The sequence below is a fragment of the Brevundimonas sp. genome (assembly GCF_036399195.1).
GTDB lineage: Bacteria > Pseudomonadota > Alphaproteobacteria > Caulobacterales > Caulobacteraceae > Brevundimonas.
The window spans coordinates 1-3710 of the sequence record NZ_DASWNO010000097.1; the positions used below are offsets into that span (position 1 = coordinate 1).

A 3710-nucleotide genomic window follows, 5' to 3' on the forward strand; every position below is an offset into this window, starting at 1 on the left:
GAGGCGGCCGGTCCCGTGCTCGGAGAGGCGCTGTCCACGCGCTTGTCGGAGTGGGCGTCGTGGGTGGGACGCGGCGCCGCGGCGCTCAGCCCCGAGCTCGCCCGCCGGCTTCTGGCAGACCTGACCGACGGCCGCCCGCGACCCTCCGGGCGTCTGGCGCTGGTCGTGCGCAAGCTGGCGGATCGGGCCGGAGATCTGGACGCCTGGATACTCGCCATTCCCGATGCGGACCGGTACAAACCCGAGGTGGGATCGGAGATCGCCCGGCGTCTCGCCGAAGCGGGTCGAGCGGCAGAGGCGCGCGCCGCTCTGGAAGGATGCAGGACGACCGCGGCGGCGACCCGCTTCGGGCGGGGCAGGGCGGACCCGTCGCCGTCGCAGCCGGAAAGTTGGCATGCCGCCGAGATCGCCGTGTTGGAGGCGGAGGGCCGGGCGGCAGAGGCGGACGAGGCGCGCTGGAGGATTTTCGAGCGAACCTTGGCGGAAGACACGCTCCGGCGGCTGCTGGCCAAACTTCCGGACTTCGAGGACGTCATCGCGCTCGACCGGGCTTTCGAACTGGCCGCGGCTCATCCCGATCCGATGAAGGGGCTCGCATTCCTGATGAACTGGCCGGCGCATCGCGAGGCGGCGGCGTTGATCATGGCGCGCCGGACCCAGCTGCGCGGCGGGCACGACGACGTGCCGCTCTGGGCGGGGAGACTCGCCTCGCGCTTCCCCGCGGCCGCACTGCTTTTGCTGAGGGCCCGCGCCACGGCGCTCATGCGTTTGGGCTCCGAATTCGACGAAGAGGTTCAGGGACTGGTCAGCGAGGCGGAAGCGTTGGCGGCCGACGCGCCTGAAGCCGACATCCCGAGCCACCAGGCGTTTCTCGTTGAGCTGCGGCCGCCGACAGCGCGGCAGCGGCTGTGGCGCTAGCCGGTGCATGTCAGCGCCGGGGCAAGACGGGAATCCGCGTCCGTCTATCAGGCTCCTGACCGACGTCCGAGACGCATTCGAACCCCCCTCGGGCTTCCCAGGGCCTTTCGACCAAATGCCTCATCGCTCGACGAGCTGTGGCGTCTGCGTGGCTCTCGTGCATTGATGCGCTGAGTGGTGAACCCGACGGAGTCTGGGGGGTTTCCTCAGTGTCCAGCCGCCGGTGTCCCATGTATCCCGATCCCCGCTCACCCAACCCGGATTCCAACCCGGGACCGAGGCCGAAGCCGCCCGCGGCCCGCCGGCTGAGGCCCGCCCACGTCGGGGCCGCGGCCTCTGTCGCCGCGGTCGCCATCGGCCTCATGGGGCTGAAGTACGTCAACCTGCCGGAGGCTTCGCCGGTCGCCCCCGGCGAGGCCCTGAAGATCGAGGTGGTCACGCCCGTCGAGCCGAAGATCCAGCCGGGGTCGGTCATGGACGTCGGGGAGCTGGTGGACGGCTTCCGCTATGTCCCGCCCCGAGCGCCCGAGCGGCTCGCGCCTTACGACGTGTCGTGGGACGGCGAAAACGCCGGCCCGCCCGAATATCAGCCTCCGGTCCGGCGGGCGGAGGTTCGGCGCTACGCCTCGAACGACGACGATCGCTACCGCGACGACCGGGAACCGCCGAGGCGCGAGGAGCGCCGCTGGTTCGGCTTCGACAATCCCATGCCTGACTTCCGGGCTGAGCGGCGCGCGCGGGAGGCGCGTCTGGAGGCGCTGGAGGATCAACGCCGCGCCGAGTTCGAGGCGCGGATGGAACGACGCCGATATGGCCCGCCTCCGCCTCCGCCGCCGCCTCCGCCACGGGACCGCTTCCGCGACCGTGGCGTCGATCGCCCCGTCGACGAACCAACTCGAGGGCCCTGGGGCCCGGAGGTCGGCTGACGCGCGCGGTCATCTTGACCTCGCGTGATCTTGGCAGACGGCCGCGCCGGGTCTAGGTCCACAGCCTACGCCTTCACAGGGAGAGACCTCCGCATGGCCGATCTGGCTCAAGTCACCGAACACATCCGCGGCGCCGTGGGCGACAACTCCGGTCTGGGCAAGACCGTGAAGATCGACCTCGGCGACAGCGGCAAGATCTTCATCGACGGCGCCTCCGTGCCGAACACCGTCACCAACGAGGACAAACCGGCCGACGCGACCGTGTCGATGGCGTGGGACGACTTCATGGCCCTGTCCAACGGTCAGCTCGATCCGATGATGGCCTTCATGCAGGGCAAGCTGAAGATCGCCGGCGACATGATGATCGCCCAGAAACTGGCCCCGCTGCTGAAGCGGTAGGACCGCCAAGATTGTCCCTCCCCCTACGGGGGAGGGTCGTCGGCGCTTCGCGACGACGGGGTGGGAGGGCTCGGCGCGACACGCACCGACGCCCGTCTCGCCCAGCCCCTCCCACCCGGCCGCTCCGCGGCCACCCTCCCCCGGAGGGGGAGGGAGAAGCCGAAGGCGCCACCATGGAATTCCGCCACAGCGACAGGGCCCTGCATTGGCAGGAGCGGGTGAAACGCTTCCTCGACGACCACGTCCTGCCCCGCGAGGAGGAGTACCGCGGGCAGGTCCGCGAGGATCACACGCGCCAGCCCCCCGCCATGGAGGAGATGAAGGCCCAGGCGCGGGAAGCCGGGCTGTGGAACATGTTCCTGCCGGGCGACCACGGGGCCGGCCTGACCAACCTCGAATACGCCCCGCTGGCCGAGCTGATGGGCCGCCACCTGTGGTCGGCCGAGGTGTTCAACTGCAACGCCCCCGACACCGGCAATATGGAAGTGCTCCATATGTACGGGAGCGAGGCGCAGCAGGCGAAATGGCTCAAGCCCCTGATGGCTGGCGAAATCCGCTCCGCCTTCCTGATGACCGAGCCCGAAGTCGCCTCGTCCGACGCCACCAACATCCAGACCCGTATCGTTCGCGACGGCGACCACTACGTCATCAACGGCCGCAAATGGTGGTCGACCAACATGGCGCACCCGAACGTCGCCGTGACCATCGTCATGGGCAAGACCGACCCCGATGCCGCCACCCACGCCCAGCAGTCCCAGATCATCGTGCCCGTCGACACGCCCGGTTTCCGGGTCGAGCGGATGCTGTCGGTGTTCGGCTATGACGAGCGCCCCATCGGCCACGCCGAGGTGGTGCTGGAGAACGTCCGGGTCCCGGTCGAGAACCTGATCGCGGGCGAGGGACGAGGCTTCGAGATCGCCCAAGGCCGGCTGGGGCCGGGCCGCATCCATCACTGCATGCGTGTGATCGGCGTCGCCGAGCGGGCGCTGGAGCTGATGACCCAGCGGCTGCTCTCCCGCACCGCCTTCCGCAAGGCGTTGGCGGAGCATTCGGTGTGGGAGCAGCGGGTCGGCGAGGCCCGCACGAACATAGAGATGTGCCGTCTGCTGGTGCTCAAGGCCGCATGGCTGATGGACGAGGCCGGGGCCAAGAACGCCAAGTCCGAGATCGCCCAGATCAAGGTCGCCGCGCCGCGCATGGCGCTTCAGGTCATCGACGACGCCATCCAGGCCTTCGGCGGGGCCGGCGTCTCGGCCGACACGCCACTGGCCGAGATGTACGCCATGGTCCGCACGCTGCGCATCGCCGACGGCCCGGACGAGGTCCACAACCGGACCGTGGCGCGGCTGGAATACGCCAAGTACGGCGGGCGTGGCGGCTAGGCGTCTGGCGTCCCTTTCCGCCGCCCTCCGCGCAGGCCATATGAGGGCCCATGGCGATGCGCGGTGAACGGACGGGGCGGCGGGG

General features: G+C 69.9%; 4 protein-coding genes. All 4 read left to right on the top strand.

Features of this window, described 5'->3' with window-relative positions:
- A partial coding sequence (locus tag VGB60_RS04635) for a DUF6880 family protein (protein WP_333783770.1) occupies positions 1-918 on the top strand: 918 nt, incomplete at its 5' end.
- Positions 919-1148: 230 nt separating this feature from the next.
- Positions 1149-1844, top strand: coding sequence for a hypothetical protein (locus tag VGB60_RS04640; RefSeq protein WP_331037106.1), 696 nt, complete (start codon positions 1149-1151; stop codon positions 1842-1844).
- 93 nt (positions 1845-1937) lie between these two features.
- Positions 1938-2243 carry an SCP2 sterol-binding domain-containing protein gene (locus tag VGB60_RS04645; RefSeq protein WP_331037107.1) on the top strand — a complete coding sequence of 102 codons (306 nt, stop codon included), beginning with the start codon at positions 1938-1940 and terminating at the stop codon, positions 2241-2243.
- Positions 2244-2416: 173 nt separating this feature from the next.
- The gene (locus tag VGB60_RS04650) at positions 2417-3625 is read left to right on the top strand and encodes an acyl-CoA dehydrogenase family protein (protein ID WP_331037108.1); all 1209 of its coding nucleotides are present in this window, start codon (positions 2417-2419) and stop codon (positions 3623-3625) included.
- Positions 3626-3710 lie beyond the last annotated feature (85 nt).